This window comes from Rhodococcus pyridinivorans, from assembly GCF_900105195.1.
GTDB classification, from domain to species: Bacteria; Actinomycetota; Actinomycetes; order Mycobacteriales; family Mycobacteriaceae; genus Rhodococcus; species Rhodococcus pyridinivorans.
Genome location: NZ_FNRX01000002.1, coordinates 1303807 through 1318103, shown reverse-complemented (window position 1 = coordinate 1318103; position 14297 = coordinate 1303807). Strand labels below are relative to the sequence as shown.

The window sequence follows — 14297 nt, the reverse complement described above, 5'->3', positions numbered from 1 at the left end:
GGATCGGCTACAGAGTGGTCAACAACTGACGCATCGTGTCGATTTCCTTCTGCTGGGTGTCGGCGATGGTGCGGGCCAGCTCGACGGTCTCGGGGTACTGCCCGTCCTCGATCTCGTCCTGCGCCATCTCGATCGCTCCCTCATGGTGGACGATCATCTGCTCCAGGAACAGGCGGGCCGCGTCGACGCCCTGCGCGTCGGACAGTGCCTGCATGTCCTGCTCGCTCATCATCCCGTCCATGTGCGGCATGTCGTCCATACCCGGCATGTCCGAGACAGATGGCATGCCGGACATGTGGCCGTTCATTCCAGGAGCGTCGTCACCGCGCATGGGCATGCCCCATTCCTGGAGCCATGCCTCGAACTGCTCGATTTCGGGTTGTTGCTCTGCCTTGATCTGCTCGGCCAGCGCCCTCACCGGCTCCGGGATGCCGTCCTTTGCCAGCAGCATGTCGCTCATCTCGATGGCCTGCGCATGGTGCGGGATCATCATGCGCGAGAACATCACATCGTCCTGGTCGAACCGCGCGGAGTTCGCCTCGGCGGATGTCGGGGCCGAAGTGGCGGTCGCCGTGGTTGCTTCGTCGCCACCGGAATCACTGCACGCCGACGCTGCGAACGTCACCGCCAGCGCGATCGCACCGGCAGCCAGAGTCTTCTTGTTCATGATGTCCACCCTCGCGGGTGTACTCCCGGGATCCGATGGAGATCGCATGAAGATTTGCTCAAGATCTGCGGGCGCATCGTCAGCACCTCTGCGGGTGACGATGATGGATCCCATGCCTTCTTCTGCCCGTGTGACGGGACCTTCCGGCGGATCCGCACCCGTCCCGAGCTCGACCGCCCGGATGCGAGCCATGGTCGTCGAGGACGAGGGGTCGTTGGCGAAGCTCGTGGGTTCGTATCTCGAACGCGACGGCTTCGACGTGACGATCACCGGCGACGGATCCGAGGCCGTGACCCTCGCGCGGCAGGTCGACCCCGACATCCTGGTGCTCGACCTCGGCCTACCCGGACTCGACGGTATCGAGGTGTGCCGGCAGCTGCGAACCTTCTCCGACGCGTACGTCGTGATGCTCACCGCGCGCACCGAGGAAGTCGACACCCTGATCGGTCTGTCCGTCGGGGCAGACGACTACCTGACGAAGCCGTTCAGCCCGCGCGAACTCATGGCCCGCATCCAAGCGATGCTGCGTCGTCCCCGGACCACCGCGCGGGTCGTAGCGTCCGCGAGGCGGGAGGCGCGGACGTTCGGGGAGCTGTCCCTCGACGTCGACGGACGGGAGGTCGCCGTGCGCGGCACGCCGGTCGCACTCACCCGCACCGAGTTCGACGTCCTCGCTGCCCTGGCGCAGGACCCGGGAGTCGTGTTCACCCGTGCTCAGCTCATCGCGGCCGTCTGGGGGCAGAATTGGGTCGGTGACGACCACCTCGTGGATGTGCACATCGGGCATCTGCGCCGCAAACTCGGCGACGACGCGAACCAGGGACGTTTCGTGCGCACCGTCCGCGGCGTCGGCTACCGGATGGGAACAGGACGATGACGTCCCACTCCCCCAGCACGACGAGTTTCGGCACCCGCCTGTTCCTCGCGCTCGTCGCCGTCGTCGTCGGATGTGCCGTCAGCGCATGGCTCGTCGCGTCCGCTCTCGCCCCCGGGATCTTCCACGACCATCTCGGACAAGCGGGCATCGATCACGATTCGAGCCAGGCCGCCCACGTCGAAGAAGCCTTCACCTGGGCCATCGTCCTCGCGTGGGGTCTGGCGGTCGCGATCGCAGTGCTGTTGGCCTCGGCGGTCAGTTGGTACATCGCGCGACGGATCCAGCGTTCGCTCGACACGGTGACCACCTCCACCGCGCAGATCGCCGGAGGTCGCTACGACACCCGCGTCCCCAGCCCCGACCTCGGCCATGAATTCGACGAACTGGCAACCAGCTTCAACGAGCTGGCACGACGCCTCGAAGCCACCGAAATCACAAGGCGCAGAATGCTCGCCGACCTCGGGCACGAAATGCGCACACCCATCGCCACACTCGATTCCTATCTGGAAGCACTCGAGGACGGCGTCCGCACTCTCGACGACGACACCCGGCAGATTCTGCGAGCCGCCACCCACCGGCTGACCCGCCTGGCACAGGACATCACCGCGGTCTCCCGGGCGGAAGAGCACCTCACCCGCATCCATCGGGTGCCCACTACCACCAGCACCCTCGTCGCCACGGCGGTCGACGCGGTGCGCGAGCAGTACGACGGCAAAGGCGTGACGTTGCAGGCCGAGGTCGTCGAATCTGCGCCGGTGACGGTCGATCCCGACCGGCTCGGACAGGTGCTGGCGAACCTGCTGGACAACGCCCTACGGCACACACCGGCAGGAGGAAACGTCACCGTCGCCACTCGCATCCTGGGCCGCGGCCGAACGGAGATCACCGTGACCGACACGGGCGCCGGCATCGCGCCCGATCACCTCGACCACCTCTTCGACCGGTTCTACCGCGCGGACACCGCCCGCGACCGGAATCACGGCGGCAGCGGCATCGGCCTGACGATCGCGCGGGCACTCGTCGAAGCCCACGCCGGTCGCATCCACGCGCACAGTGAGGGACCGGGCTGCGGAGCCCGGTTCACTCTGGAACTGCCGACGGCGAGTCAGGCGTAATTGGACAGGACGAACTCGGTCAGCCCCTTCCGGACCGCTTCGACCGCATGCTTCTGCCCGCGCTTCAGCACGAAGCCGGGAACCGGAACCTTCGGTTCGAGCGACATGGTGACGTGCACCCGGGTGCCGCGCGCAATCTGTTCGAGGGCGTACTCCCCGTCCTGGCTGCGCTGCATCCCGCTCTCGACGAGCGTCCACGACGTCGAACTCTCCGTCCACGAATGCTCGATGGTCTGGGTGTCGGAGAAGCCGAGCAGCGACAGGGTCATGCGGATCCGGAGCGGCCGGCCGTCGTCGTCCCGGGTGAGCACCTCGACGCTCTTGTGGGCCGACGACCACTCGGGGATGCGCTCGACATCCTCGAGGGCGCGCATCACCTGCTCGGGTGTGGCGTCGATGTCGAAACGGTCGGAGACGCTGGCCGCCATGTCGGGTCCTCCTCGTCGGAAACGCGGTACATCGACCAGATGACCCCGGATACCGCACGGCGAAACCCCGCCGATGGTGCCGGCGGGGTTCGGTCCGTGCTGTCGATCAGTTGTCGACGCGCACTTCGTCGTCGGTGATGAGGAAGGTCATCAGGTCGGTGCCGACGGTCAGTGGGCCGTCGTAGTTCTCGCGGGTGCGTTCGACGAGCATCTCATCCGAGATGCCGGGGACGCGGCCGGGGATGCCGTTGACGATGTGGCTGTACACGGCCATCTTCGGCTGGGTCTGCTCGAAGATGTCGCCTGCCTGCTGCGGGTTCGTGTGATGCGCGTACACGCTGGGGAGCGCCGACGGATCCTCGAAGTCGGCGACCTCGTGCACCAGCACGTCGACGCCTTCACCGAACTTCAGGACGTTCTCGGTGGGAACAGTGTCGCCGCTGATGAGCACCGACTTGCCCGCATAGTCGACGCGATAGCCGACCGCCGGCTGGATCGCACCGACCGGATCGTGCTCCACGGTGAACATCGTGACGGTGACGCCGTCCTGGTCGAAGACGACGCCGTCTTCTGCGAACTCGTGCGATTCGATCGGCGTGGTCGCGGGATCGACTTCCTTGTCCGCGACGCGCACGTCGATGTCGTTGCGGTAGGTGCTCTGCATTCCGTCGCCGATGTTCCGGACGCCGACGGGTCCGTAGAGCTGGAAGGCGCCCTCGCGCCCACCGAGTGCCGGGACGTAGCTGCTCATCCAGAGGTCGGACAGACCGTTGATGTGGTCGGAATGGAAGTGGGTGAGGAAGACGGCGTCGACCTGACCGACCGGAACGCCGGCCTGCGTCAGGCGGACTGTGGCTCCGCGCCCCGCATCGAAGACGAGGTTCAGACCGTTGGCCTGGACCAGCGTGGACATGCCGTAGCGCTCGGTGCTCGGCACCGGGCTGCCCGTGCCGAGCAGCGTCACGCGCATCTCTCCCTCGGCGGGAGCGTCGGCCGCGGGGTGGGCAGAGTCCGAGGCAGAGCCGTCCGAGACCGTCGTTTCCTGGACCGTGTCCTGAGCAGCGGATTCTCCGGTGCTGCAGCCTGCGAGGGCGAGCGCAAGCACACCCGACCCCACTATTGCCGCAGTGCGGAGTCGGCCGAATTCGAATGAGCGTCGTGACACCGGAGGTTCCTTCCGAGGGAATCAGAACTGTACGCACTGCGTACGTCACGAACGCTGTGCGTACATACTGTGCGGGTCATCACAGCGGAAAGTCAAATCACGGTTGGGTGTCGGAGATCGAGAACGGCCCCGGAGTCGAAACCCCGAGGCCGTTCTTTCTCGAGCTTGTGTCAGTAGGCGCCGTCGCTGGCGAGCACGGCTTTGACGGTCTTGCCGATGATCAGCACATCGCTCACCATCGACCAGTTCTCCACATACGACAGGTCCAGGCGCACCGACTCGTCCCACGACAGATCCGAGCGGCCACTGACCTGCCACAGACCCGTCACGCCGGGGCGCACCAACAACCGGCGCTTGACCCGACCGTCGTAGGCCTCGACCTCACGCCGCAACGGCGGACGCGGACCCACCACACTCATCTCCCCACGAATCACATTGAGGAACTGCGGCAACTCGTCGATGCTGAACCGCCGCATCACCCTGCCCACCCGCGTAACCCGCGGATCGTCCTTCATCTTGAACAACGGGCCGGCACCCTCGTTCTGCGCGAGCAGCCGATCGACCATCTTGTCGGCATTGGTGACCATCGACCGGAACTTGACCATCCCGAACGGCTCACCGTCGAGACCGATCCGCTCGGCCTTGTAGAAGACCGGACCCCGGTCCTCGAGCTTGATGAGCAGCGCGACCACGGCGAACACCGGCGCCAAGGCCACCAGCGCCGCGCCGGCGAAGACCAGATCGAAGATCCGCTTCCCCGACCGCTTCGCCCCGTGATAGCTCGGCTTCTCGACGTGGATGAGCGGCAACCCGGCGACCGGGCGCATCTCGATCCGCGGACCCGCGACATCGACCACGCCGGTGGCGACCACCAGGTCGGTGTCGAGCGGCTCGAGCTCCCAGACCAGATCGTGCAAACCATCGCTGCCCAGGGTCTCGGTGGCAGTGACCACCACCGTGTCCGCCCCCGAGAGTTTGAGGGCCTCGACCACCGAGTGTTCGTCGCCGTAGACGGTGATCTCCCGGCCGTCGACGTCGATCACATCCCCGGCCGCACCCGAATAGCGGGGCACGCAGACACCGACGACGCGGTAACCCTCCCCGTCCTTCCGGGAGAAGGTGCGGGTCATGTGCCGCACCGCCCGCGCACCACCAACCACGAGTACCGACGTCTGGAACTCACCCCGAGCACGCTTACGCGCGATCACCTTCCGCCACAACCACCGCGACAGCAGCAAGCCGGCAAGACCCACCGGCAACGCGATAGCAAGAAAGCCGCGCGCGATCTGCTGGTTGGTGATGAGCGCGATGATGGCGATGGTGCCGAACACGGCGAGCGTCGCCGAGATGACCCGCTGATACTCGTCGTAGCCGGCGCCGATCACGCGACGCGACCGCGTACGGAAGACGCTCAGCGCGCCCAGCCAGGCCACGATGAGGACGGCAGATACCACCGTGTAATCGAGCTGACCGCCACCTCCGGCGCGGAGTAGGTCCTCGTAGCCGAAGCGGACGGTCTGCGCCAGGATCACGGAGAGGACCACGGTGATCGCGTCCGTGAGGCACAGCCTCTTCACGTACACGTTCTGCCACTTCCACCGGTTGACACCGGTGCCGGGCGACGCGTCCGCGGGCGCACGGTCAGGTGCGCGCCGCGGAGCGTCGGACGGGTCGAGCCCTCGATCATCGACCGTCGTCATCCCGCAGTCCTCCCCATGAATGTGTCTCCTCCCCGAGACAAAACTATTTCCCGACGAATCCGGCCCCGGCGCTGGAACCGGACTCGAGCGAGCGTTACCCGAACTATCCCTGAGAAATAACTGAGCGTTACGTGTGAATCGAAGTCTTGTCGCAGATCAGCCGGGAAATCCAGACCCTGTTCGGTAGCCGGTCATGGGATCGTGTCGTGTGTTCGGTTGAATCCCTTGGTCTTCGAGTGCATCTACCTGGTCGTAGTCCGAACGATGGGAATACGAGACGTGATGATAATCACGTTTATGTGACGTTCTTTCCAACCCGGGGCCCGATCGATTTCCCGAGATCGACGAGAGCCGGGCGCCGAATAGTGTTACTTCGAGTTTCCGAAACATCAAGCGCCCCCTGCCAGGTGGTGAGGACACCACGCGGCCCGCGCAACCCGACCGCCATGCCGATAGCCGGAGATGTGGCCGGGATAGGCTTCGGTATCGCTAGCGAGAGCCCCGAGGAGAACTGTTGAGCACCCTCCAGACCCTTGATCGCGGTCTACGCGCGCTGGACATCGTGTCGCAGCGACCAGGGGGAATCTCGATCGCGGAACTCTCGGCCGAGCTGGAGGTCGCTCGGGCCATCGGCTATCGAATCGTCGCGACTCTCGAAGCACACTCGCTCGTAGCCCGAATGCACGACGGCCGGATCAGATTGGCAGTGGGAGCCGCACTACTCGGTTCGCGCTTCCGTCCCCGCTTGCGCGAGGTGACGCAACCGCTCCTGCGAGACCTGGCTCAGCAGACATCGGCCACCGCTTTCCTGTCGACCCTCGAGGGCGACGAGTGCGTAGTGATCGCGGTGGCCGAACCCGATTCGGGCATCCTCCGAGTGGGCTACCGAGTCGGCACCAGACATCCCGTGTCCAAGGGCGCGGCTGGTATCGCCATCCTTGCCGGTCGCCCCGCATCGGAGTCCGACACCGACGCGATCCGACGCGCACGCGAGGACGGCTTCAGCATCACCGCCGGCGAACTCGAACACGGCGCTGTCGGCGTGGCAGCCGGCGTGCGCTCTCCCGTCGACCATGAGGGCATGGGATTCGAGGCGAGCGTCGGCGTCGTCGCGATCGAAGGTCTCGATACCGACACTGCGGCAACCGCCGTTGTGGCGACCGCCGCACGGATCAACAGCCTGCTCGATACCTGACCAGTACAGCCGCGCTCGAGGACGCCCGCTGAGGGCGTCCTTTTCTTGCCCTCAGCGCAGAGATCCAACCCCGGCATTGACGCCGAGTGTGACCACCGTTACCGTCTGAATGTGCGTTCAACGAACACATATGTTCGATAAAAGTAAATTCGCAGTTCGCAGATGGAGAGCATCATGACGAGTCAGTCGATCGGCACCGTCCTCGACACCCCGCAACCCGCCGCGGAGAGCCGCTGCCCCATCGACCACACCGCCTTCACCTCCCCTACCGGCTGCCCCGTCTCCCCGCGCGCCGCATCGTTCGATCCCTTCACCGGGCCGTACCAGGTGGACCCCGCCGCATCTCTGCGTTGGTCGCGTGACGAAGAGCCAGTCTTCTACAGCCCCGAACTCGGGTACTGGGTGGTCACGCGCTACGAAGACGTCAAAGCCGTCTTCCGCGACAACGAACTCTTCTCGCCTTCGATCGCTCTCGAGAAGATCACCCCGACCTCCGACGAGGCGAACGCTGTTCTGGCCCGATACGGCTATGCCATGAACCGCACTCTCGTCAACGAGGACGAACCGGCACACATGCCGCGACGGCGAGCGCTGATGGAGCCCTTCACTCCCGCCGCGCTCGCCCACCACGAGCCGATGGTGCGCCGGCTGACCCGCGAATACGTCGATCGTTTCATCGATGCCGGTCACGTCGACCTCGTCGACGAGATGCTCTGGGAGGTTCCGCTCACCGTCGCCCTGCACTTCCTCGGTGTGCCCGAGGAGGACATGGACACCCTGCGCGAGTACTCGATCGCACACACCGTCAACACGTGGGGACGTCCGGCTCCCGAGCAGCAGGTCGCCGTCGCCGATGCCGTCGGGAAGTTCTGGCAGTTCGCGGGCACCGTTCTCGACAAGATGCGGAAGGATCCCAGCGGGCACGGCTGGATGCCTTTCGGCATCCGCGTTCAGCAGGAACAGCCGGACGTCGTCACCGACTCCTACCTGCACTCGATGATGATGGCCGGCATCGTCGCCGCGCACGAGACGACCGCCAACGCCTCTGCGAATGCCTTGCGGCTGTTGCTCGAACATCGCGACGTGTGGGAAGAGATCTGCGCCGACCCGAGCCTGATCCCCAACGCGGTCGAAGAATGCCTGCGTCATTCCGGATCGGTAGCGGCGTGGCGGCGTCTCGTCACCGCGGACACCACGATCAACGGTGTCGCCATTCCTGCCGGGGCGAAGCTACTGATCGTCAACTCGTCCGCGAACCACGACGAACGCCACTTCGACCAGGCCGACGACTTCGACATCCGGCGCGACAACGCCAGCGACCATCTCACCTTCGGGTACGGCAGCCACCAGTGCATGGGAAAGAACCTCGCGCGCATGGAGATTCAGATCTTTCTGGAAGAACTGACCCGTCGCCTGCCCCACATGGAACTGGTCCCGGATCAGGAATTCACCTATCTGCCCAACACCTCGTTCCGCGGACCCGATCATGTGTGGGTTCGCTGGGATCCGTCACGCAACCCCGAAAGGGCCGATCCGACGGTGCTGTCCCGTCAGCAACCGGTCAAGATCGGCGAACCGTCGAAGAACACCATCGCTCGCACGATGGCCGTCACCGACCTCGAACCCGTCGCCGACGACACACTGCTGATCACCCTGCGCGACACGAGCGAGCGGCCGCTTCCGAAATGGTCCGCCGGATCGCACATCGACCTCGACTGCGGCACGGTCTCACGCCAATATTCGCTGTGCGGTGACCCGAACAATCGCACCACCTTCCAGATCGCGGTCCTGCACGACCACGAGAGCCGGGGCGGATCCCGGTGGATCCACACCGAACTCACTGTCGGCGACACCCTGCGCGTGCGCGGTCCCCGCAACCACTTCAAGCTCGACCCCGACGCGAAATGGTATGTCTTCGTCGCCGGCGGCATCGGCATCACCCCGGTGATCGCGATGGCCGACCAGGTCAAGGCCGCCGGCGGCGACTACGAGATCCACTACGCCGGGCGCTCGCGTACCTCGATGGCGTTTCTCGACCGTCTCGCACGCGACCACGGCGATCGGGTCCGGCTCTATCCCGGCGACGAAGGCACCCGCATGGACCTTCCCGCTCTCTTCGCCGAACCGGAAGAGGGCACGCAGGTGTACTCGTGCGGTCCCGAGCGTCTGCTCTCCGCACTCGGCGAGGCCACCGCACATTGGCCCGACGACACCCTGCACGTCGAACACTTCTCCTCCACGCTCGAAGAACTCGATCCCTCCAAGGAGCACGGCTTCGAGGTGGTGCTGAAGGATTCCGGCATCACCGTCCCGGTCGCTGCCGATCAGACAGTGCTCCAGGCACTTCGAGCCGCCAACATCGACGCGCAGAGCGATTGTGAGGAAGGCATCTGCGGCGCATGCGAGGTACCTGTCCTCGACGGCGAGGTCGACCACCGCGACCTGGTCCTCACCAAGGCCGAGCGCGCAGCCGGAAAAACCATGATGACCTGCTGCTCCCGCGCATGCGGCGACAAGCTGACCCTCCAGCTGTGACACAGCAACCCTCGAAACTGATCCGAAAGGCACGACATGACCACCATCGAGCAGTCGGGTACGCCGTCCGTCCCACCGGACTCCGGCACACCGACCACCAGAACGCCGTTCAAACGGGTTCTGGCCGGCAGCATGGCCGGCGCCGTCCTCGAGTGGTACGACTTCGCGATCTACGGCATCCTCGCCGCGACCGTCCTCGGCCCTCTGTTCTTCCCCAGCGGCAACCCGGTCGCCTCCTTGTTGATGGCACTTGCGACACAAGGACTTGGGTTCGTCGCCCGTCCTCTCGGCGGCATCGTCTTCGGTCATCTCGGTGACAAGTTCGGACGCAAACCCATTCTGGTTGCAACGTTCCTCATGCTGGGAGGCGCGACCGCCGCGATCGGACTGCTCCCCACCTACGGCCAGATCGGGATCTGGGCCACCGTCGCCCTGGTCGTCCTGCGCATGATCCAGGGCTTCGCCCTCGGTGGCGAGTTCGGCGCCGCAGTGATCCTGGTCAGCGAATACGGCGAACCCAAGCGCCGGGGATTCTGGGCGGCATGGCCGCAGTCCGGAGCTCCGGCCGGTACCGTCCTGGCCACCGTCACGGTGGGCATACTCGCGGTCGTCTTCCCCGGGGACGCATTCGACGACTGGGGTTGGCGCGTCGCCTTCCTCCTCGCCGTGCCGTTGCTCGTCATCGGCTTCCTGATCCGTCGGGGTGTCGAGGAATCGCCGGTCTACCGGGCCGCGCAGGAGAAGGCCGAGTCCGCCGAGGACAAGGCTGCCCGCAAGGAATCGTCCAGCATCATCGAGGCTCTGCGTAAGCCGCGCCCGCTGCTCCACGGTCTCGGCATGCGCCTGGGCGAGAACATTGCGTTCTACGTCTACACGATCTTCGTCATCGCGTACGCCACGACCTATTTCGACTACACCCGCGGCGCGATCGTCACCACTGTCGCCTTCGCATCGGTCTGCCAGTTCCTCGGAATGATCGGCGGCGGATGGTGGTCCGACCGGGTGGGACGCAAGATCGCCATGCTCGTCCCGGCCGTGTCGCTCGTCATCTGGGCGCCGATCTTCTTCTCCCTGGTGCACACCGAGAACATGACCGCGCTCGGTGTGGGTGTGTGCGTCGGCGCGCTGCTGCACGGCATGCTCGCCGGCCCGGAAGCCGCATGGATCACGGAACTCTTCCCCACCAAGTACCGCTTCGCCGGTTCGTCGCTGGTGTTCCAGGGCTCGTCGATCATCGCCGGGGCTCCTGCCCCGTTCATCGCGGTGTGGCTGGTCGACCGCTTCAGTGCCACCGCAGTCATCGTCTATCTGGTGATCACCATGTCGATCACCGTGATCGCCGTGGCCACCAGTCGCGAGACGAAGGGTGTCGATCTCGACAAGCTCGACGATCTCTACTGAGCACGCCTCATCGAGAATTGGCACGCTGAAACGAGGCTCGCGTCGGCAACACGCCCGCGCGAGCCTCGTTTCGGCGCGTCAGCTCGGGTCGGGTGTTCGTTTCAGGAAACTGAAGAAGCCAGGCGTGTGCACCTCACGAAGGCGCGTGAGCTTGCGGTAGGAGATCAGCCAGACACCGTCGACCTTGCGGTACTCCTCGTGATAGTGCCCCCAGCCGTGCAGCGACTCCTCGACGCCGTCGTTGTCCCACCACAACTCGTCCTCCATCGCCCAGACGCCGCGCGCGCTCGTGGCTGATTCGAGGACGATCTCGGGGCAGTGGCCGTGGTGTGCCGAGGTGATCGACACGGGTCCGTCGAGGAAGTTGCTGATAGCGCGTGTGAGTGCCTCGCGTCCGACTACACGGCCGGGCTGTTCGCCGGTGCGGGGCTGCTTGTCGCTGGGCAGTCCGCCCCACGTCTCGCTCACCACGTCCTCGGTGTGCAGGGTGGGGTACTGCTCCCACTGCTTGGTGTCCATCACCCGCAGCCGGGCCGAGAAGACCTGCTGGATCTCGTGGATGGCGAGAAGCTGTTCGGCCGCAGACAGGTCGCTGATCGGGCGGTCCGTGGTCTCGGTCATGGCGATCTTTCCGGAGCGAGCGGTCACCTCCCCTGCCTACCGGTCCTCGGACGGGAACTCCTGCGACGTCCCGTTGATCGGAACAACCGGCATCCTCGCGCGGTGAAACGGGTCCGGCGCGGCGTGTTGCAGGGGCAAGCCTCGTTTCACGGCGTCAACATGAGCGCGGGACCCCCTCCGAGTTGCCCAGGATGTTCCGTTCAACGGAAACACCGGTGCGCGCTCACATCACAGCTGGGACTGTTCGACACGCCACACCTGCACAGTGCAGGTCGCTCCGATTCGCGGAGCACCCCTCCACGTAGTCCCGGCTCGTCAGCAGCCGATTCCCAGGAAGAGTCACCGTCATGGGTCAGGTATTGGACAGGATCATGCAGCACGCGGACGAGATCCGCAGTGAAGGCCTCGTCGGCGACGAACAGATGCGGCTGTCGGACATCTCGGCGAAGCACCTGCGCGATTCCGGCATCATCCGCATGTTGCAGCCGAAGGAGTTCGGCGGCTCGGAAGCCCACCCCCGCGAGTTCGCCGAGACCGTCATGTCCATCGGTGCTCTCGACGGTGCGACCGGCTGGGTGGCCGGCATCGTCGGTGTGCACCCGTGGGAGCTCACCTTCTTCGACACGAAGGCCCAGGAAGAGATCTGGGGCGACGACAACGACATGTGGATGGCGTCGCCGTACGCACCGATGGGTGTCGCGGTGCCCGTCGACGGGGGTTACATCCTCAACGGCCGCTGGTCGTTCTCGTCGGGTACCGACCACTGTGGTTGGGTCATGATCGGCGCTGCAGTCGGCGACAAGGACGGCAACCGCACCGGGCAGGTCCTGCACGTGCTGCTCCCCCGCTCGGACTACGAGATCGACGCGGACAGCTGGAACGTCATCGGGTTGCGCGGCACCGGGTCGAAGGATCTGATCGTCAAGGACGCGTTCCTGCCCGAGTACCGCACGATCGACGCCGACATCGTCCTGAGCGGAAACGGCTGGCGGCACGCGGGTCGCGACGAGACGCTGTACAAGTTCCCCTTCTCGTACATCTTCCCGCTGGGCATCACCTCGTCGCTGATCGGCATGACCGAGGGTGCGCTGGCCTGCTACGTCGCCGCACAGAAGGAGCGCGTTCAGGTCACCGGTGTCCCCATCAAGGAGGACCCGTACGTCCTGTTCGCGATCAGCGAGGCAGCCGCCGAGATCTCCGCGTCGCGGCTCGCGCTCCTCGAGACCGTCGACCGGTTCTGGGACAAGACCGACCGCGGTGAGGAGATCAGCTTCGAGGAGCGCGCCATCGGCCGGCGCACCCAGATCTCGTCGGCGTGGCGTGCGGTGCGGGCGATGGACGAGATCTTCGCGCGTGCCGGTGGCGCGGCGGTGCACCTGAAGACGCCGATGCAGCGCTTCTGGCGCGACGCGCACGTCGGCCTGACCCACGCCATCCACGTGCCCGGCATGATCTACCACTCCGCAGCCCTCACTCAGCTCGGCGGCGACCCGCAGGGTCCCTACCGCGCAATGATCTGATCCCCTTCGACATTCGAGGACGACGACATGACTGAACTGAGAGGTCTCGGTTACCTCCGCATCCAGACCCAGGACGTGCCGCGCTGGCGCGCCCTGCTGCTCGACGGGCTCGGCATGGCCGAGGGGACGGGCCCCGAGGCCGACGGCTTCTACGCCCGCGTCGACGAGCGCCGCTCGCGCATCCAGGTGTTGCCCGGCCATTCCGACAAGGCACTGGCCGTGGGCTGGGAGGTGCGTGACGAGTTCGCGCTCCAGCGCGTGCGTGAGGCCGTAGAGAAGTCGGGACGCACCGTCGAGGTGCTCTCGCACAAGGAAGCAACCTACATCGACGCCGAGGGCGCCATCGCGTTCGAGGATCCGGCCGGAACCCGCCTCGAGGTGTTCTTCGGTCCGGTGCTCGACCACAGTCCGGTCGTGACGCGGTTCGGTGGACGCTGGGTGACCGACGGCCTCGGCCTGGGGCACGTCGTACTGCCGACGGCGAACTTCGCCGAGACGTACGAGTTCTACACGCAGGTGCTCGGTTTCCTGCCGCGCGGCTCGATCCGTCTCGACGAGGACGGTCTCGTGCGCGTCCGATTCCTCGGCATCAACGAGCGGCACCACAGCCTCGCGCTGTGCCCGGCTCCGCCGAACGAGGAGCCCGGACTGGTGCACCTGATGACCGAGGTCGACACGCTCGACGCGGTCGGTCAGGCGCTCGACCGGGTGAACAAGCTCGACTTCTCGATCTCGTCGACGCTCGGCCGGCACACCAACGACAAGATGATCTCGTTCTACGTTCGTGCACCCGGAGGCTGGGACCTGGAGTTCGGCACCGAGGGCATGCTCGTCGACGAGCGTCACTACACGTCCGAGGAGATCACCGCGGACGCGTACTGGGGCCACGACCAGTCGGGATCCGAGCCGCTGAAGGCGTTCCTGCCACCCACTGCCTGACACCCCTCGGTCCGTCCGACGAATGCACCGCGACTTCCGGTCGCGGTGCATTTTCGTTGTTCCTGAAATTCGTTCTTTCGGGAAGCTCCGAGTGGCGCTACAGTCGTAGCTACTCATTGATCGGTCGATCAATC

Annotated in this window: 12 protein-coding genes; 7 read left to right on the top strand and 5 right to left on the bottom strand. The window is 65.6% G+C overall.

Going from position 1 to position 14297, the window contains the following annotated elements; genetic code table 11:
* Window positions 1-7: 7 nt before the first annotated feature.
* The gene (locus BLV31_RS06855; RefSeq protein WP_081263379.1) at window positions 8-667 is read right to left on the bottom strand and encodes a DUF305 domain-containing protein; all 660 of its coding nucleotides are present in this window, start codon (window positions 665-667) and stop codon (window positions 8-10) included.
* A gap of 190 nt (window positions 668-857) precedes the next feature.
* Here BLV31_RS06855 and BLV31_RS06850 point away from each other — a divergent pair, with 190 nt between their 5' ends.
* Both BLV31_RS06850 and BLV31_RS06845 read left to right on the top strand, forming a co-directional pair.
* Complete coding sequence (locus BLV31_RS06850; protein WP_039584944.1) at window positions 858-1544, top strand: winged helix-turn-helix domain-containing protein; 687 nt, start codon at window positions 858-860, stop codon at window positions 1542-1544.
* On the top strand, window positions 1541-2659 hold the full coding sequence (locus BLV31_RS06845; protein ID WP_064060357.1) for a sensor histidine kinase: 1119 nt from the start codon (window positions 1541-1543) through the stop codon (window positions 2657-2659). The genes BLV31_RS06850 and BLV31_RS06845 overlap by 4 nt, the downstream gene beginning before the upstream one ends.
* Here the strand turns inward: BLV31_RS06845 and BLV31_RS06840 are convergent.
* The 3 genes from BLV31_RS06840 to BLV31_RS06830 all read right to left on the bottom strand — a co-directional run bounded on the left by BLV31_RS06840 (window position 2650) and on the right by BLV31_RS06830 (window position 5952).
* Complete coding sequence (locus BLV31_RS06840) at window positions 2650-3087, bottom strand: SRPBCC family protein (protein WP_033096261.1); 438 nt, start codon at window positions 3085-3087, stop codon at window positions 2650-2652. The two genes, BLV31_RS06845 and BLV31_RS06840, sit on opposite strands and share 10 nt — an antisense overlap.
* A 106-nt stretch (window positions 3088-3193) precedes the next feature.
* Window positions 3194-4252 carry an MBL fold metallo-hydrolase gene (locus BLV31_RS06835; RefSeq protein ID WP_248846184.1) on the bottom strand — a complete coding sequence of 353 codons (1059 nt, stop codon included), beginning with the start codon at window positions 4250-4252 and terminating at the stop codon, window positions 3194-3196.
* Between the two features lie 170 nt (window positions 4253-4422).
* A complete protein-coding gene (locus BLV31_RS06830; protein ID WP_064060355.1) occupies window positions 4423-5952 on the bottom strand; it encodes a sugar transferase in 1530 nt (509 codons plus the stop codon).
* A gap of 514 nt (window positions 5953-6466) precedes the next feature.
* Here BLV31_RS06830 and BLV31_RS06825 point away from each other — a divergent pair.
* The 3 genes from BLV31_RS06825 (at window position 6467) to BLV31_RS06815 (ending at window position 11083) form a co-directional block, all read left to right on the top strand.
* Window positions 6467-7147 (top strand): IclR family transcriptional regulator, encoded by a 681-nt coding sequence (locus BLV31_RS06825; RefSeq protein WP_006553075.1) that lies wholly within the window; start codon window positions 6467-6469, stop codon window positions 7145-7147.
* Window positions 7148-7321: 174 nt separating this feature from the next.
* Entirely contained in the window at window positions 7322-9682 is a 2361-nt protein-coding gene (locus BLV31_RS06820; RefSeq protein ID WP_064060375.1) for a cytochrome P450/oxidoreductase, read from the top strand.
* Between the two features lie 36 nt (window positions 9683-9718).
* Window positions 9719-11083 carry an MFS transporter gene (locus tag BLV31_RS06815; protein WP_174556309.1) on the top strand — a complete coding sequence of 455 codons (1365 nt, stop codon included), beginning with the start codon at window positions 9719-9721 and terminating at the stop codon, window positions 11081-11083.
* Between the two features lie 78 nt (window positions 11084-11161).
* Here the strand turns inward: BLV31_RS06815 and BLV31_RS06810 are convergent, their stop codons facing one another.
* A complete protein-coding gene (locus BLV31_RS06810; protein WP_064060373.1) occupies window positions 11162-11704 on the bottom strand; it encodes a nuclear transport factor 2 family protein in 543 nt (180 codons plus the stop codon).
* Window positions 11705-12051: 347 nt separating this feature from the next.
* Here BLV31_RS06810 and BLV31_RS06805 point away from each other — a divergent pair, with 347 nt between their 5' ends.
* Together BLV31_RS06805 and bphC are read left to right on the top strand one after the other, a co-directional pair.
* Entirely contained in the window at window positions 12052-13224 is a 1173-nt protein-coding gene (locus BLV31_RS06805; RefSeq protein WP_064060354.1) for an acyl-CoA dehydrogenase family protein, read from the top strand.
* Window positions 13225-13251: 27 nt separating this feature from the next.
* The gene (gene bphC / locus BLV31_RS06800; protein WP_064060353.1) at window positions 13252-14163 is read left to right on the top strand and encodes a biphenyl-2,3-diol 1,2-dioxygenase; all 912 of its coding nucleotides are present in this window, start codon (window positions 13252-13254) and stop codon (window positions 14161-14163) included.
* Window positions 14164-14297 lie beyond the last annotated feature (134 nt).

Bases quoted from the DNA above. Each gene is read 5' to 3' on its own strand.
- BLV31_RS06855 (WP_081263379.1), bottom strand. From the start codon at position 667: ATGAACAAGAAGACTCTGGCTGCCGGTGCGATCGCGCTGGCGGTGACG.
- BLV31_RS06850 (WP_039584944.1), top strand. From the start codon at position 858: ATGGTCGTCGAGGACGAGGGGTCGTTGGCGAAGCTCGTGGGTTCGTAT.
- BLV31_RS06845 (WP_064060357.1), top strand. From the start codon at position 1,541: ATGACGTCCCACTCCCCCAGCACGACGAGTTTCGGCACCCGCCTGTTC.
- BLV31_RS06840 (WP_033096261.1), bottom strand. From the start codon at position 3,087: ATGGCGGCCAGCGTCTCCGACCGTTTCGACATCGACGCCACACCCGAG.
- BLV31_RS06830 (WP_064060355.1), bottom strand. From the start codon at position 5,952: ATGACGACGGTCGATGATCGAGGGCTCGACCCGTCCGACGCTCCGCGG.
- BLV31_RS06820 (WP_064060375.1), top strand. From the start codon at position 7,322: ATGACGAGTCAGTCGATCGGCACCGTCCTCGACACCCCGCAACCCGCC.
- BLV31_RS06815 (WP_174556309.1), top strand. From the start codon at position 9,719: ATGACCACCATCGAGCAGTCGGGTACGCCGTCCGTCCCACCGGACTCC.
- BLV31_RS06810 (WP_064060373.1), bottom strand. From the start codon at position 11,704: ATGACCGAGACCACGGACCGCCCGATCAGCGACCTGTCTGCGGCCGAA.
- BLV31_RS06805 (WP_064060354.1), top strand. From the start codon at position 12,052: ATGGGTCAGGTATTGGACAGGATCATGCAGCACGCGGACGAGATCCGC.
- bphC (WP_064060353.1), top strand. From the start codon at position 13,252: ATGACTGAACTGAGAGGTCTCGGTTACCTCCGCATCCAGACCCAGGAC.